Raw genomic sequence first — 1,468 nt, forward strand, 5'->3', positions numbered from 1 at the left:
GAGGGTGATGCCGGTGATGTTGACCGTGCCGTTGTTGGTGACGGTGATCCGCCAGTACGCGGTGCCGTTCGGGGCGACGGTGGTGGTTTTCGCCCAGGGGCCGGCGCCGCCGTCACCGCAGTCGGCCGGGTTGGTGCTGGTGCAGACCTCCTTGTTGATCGTCAGCGACGGGACGTCGGCACTGGCTTCGGAGGGTGGTGTGGTGATGGGTGTTCCGCCGGGGCCGGGGAAGGAGGCGGTGACGGTGTTGGTCGTTAGCTTGGTGATGTCTGTCAGGTTGCAGAACACCTGATGGGACGCGCCTGCGGCGAGGTCGAAGGTGCCGGCGGCCGTGACGCACGAGGGTGTGACGGAGTCGACGAGGGTGATGCCGGTGATGTTGACCGTGCCGTTGTTGGTGACGGTGATCCGCCAGTACGCGGTGCCGTTCGGGGCGACGGTGGTGGTTTTCGCCCAGGGGCCGGGGCCGCCGTCACCGCAGTCGGCCGGGTTGGTGCTGGTGCAGACCTCCTTGTTGATCGTCAGCGACGGGACGTCGGCACTGGCTTCGGAGGGCGGTGTGGTGATGGGTGTGCCGCCGGGGCCGGGGAAGGAGGCGGTGACGGTGTTGGTCGTCAGCTTGGTGACGTCTGGCAGGTTGCAGAAGACCTGCTTCGACGCGCCTGCCGCCAAGTCGAACGACCCGGCGGCCGTCACGCAGGCTGGCGTCACGGAGTCGGTGAGGGTGATGCCGGTCAGGTTGACCGTGCCGTTGTTGGTGACGGTGATGCGCCAGTAGGCGGTGCCGTTCGGCGCGACGGTGGTGGTCTTCGCCCACGGGCCCGCGCCGCCCTCACCGCAGTCGGCGGCGCTGGCGGAGGTGCAGACCTCCTTGTTGATGGCCAAGGACGGAACGTCGACGCTCGCCTCGGAGGGCGGTGTGGTGATGGGTGTTCCGCCGGGGCCGGGGAAGGACGCCGTCACCGTGTTCGTCGTTGACTGCGTGACACCCGGCAGGTTGCAGAACACCTGATGGGAGGCGCCTGCCGCGAGGTCGAACGATCCGGCGGCTGTGACGCACGACGGCGTCACGGAGTCGGCGAGGGTGATGCCGGTGATGTTGACAGGGCCGTTGTTGGTCACCGTGATGCGCCAGTAGGCGGTGCCGTTCGGGGCGACGGTGGTGGTCTTCGCCCACGGTCCCGCGCCTCCGGTGCCGCAGTCGGCGGCGTTGGTCGAGGTGCAGACCTCCTTGTTGATGGCCAGCGAGGGGACGTCGACGCTCGCTTCGGAGGGCGGTGTGGTGATGGGTGTGCCGCCGGGTCCCGGGAACGAGGCCGTCACCGTGTTGGTGGTGGATTGCGTGACGCCTGTCAGGTTGCAGAAGACCTGCTTGGAGGCGCCTGCGGCGAGGTCGAAGGTGCCGGCGGCTGTGACGCACGAGGGTGTGACGGCGTCGGTGAGGGTGATGCCGGTGATGTTGACGGGG

1 pseudogene is annotated in these 1,468 nt (G+C 68.5%); it reads right to left on the minus strand.

Annotated features, from left to right (window positions below):
• Positions 1-1,468 (minus strand): annotated as a pseudogene (locus ACFRQN_RS40805) (hypothetical protein); the annotation flags it as partial.

This window comes from Kitasatospora sp. NPDC056800 (genome assembly GCF_042789775.1).
In the GTDB taxonomy this organism is placed as follows: Bacteria; Actinomycetota; Actinomycetes; order Streptomycetales; family Streptomycetaceae; genus Kitasatospora.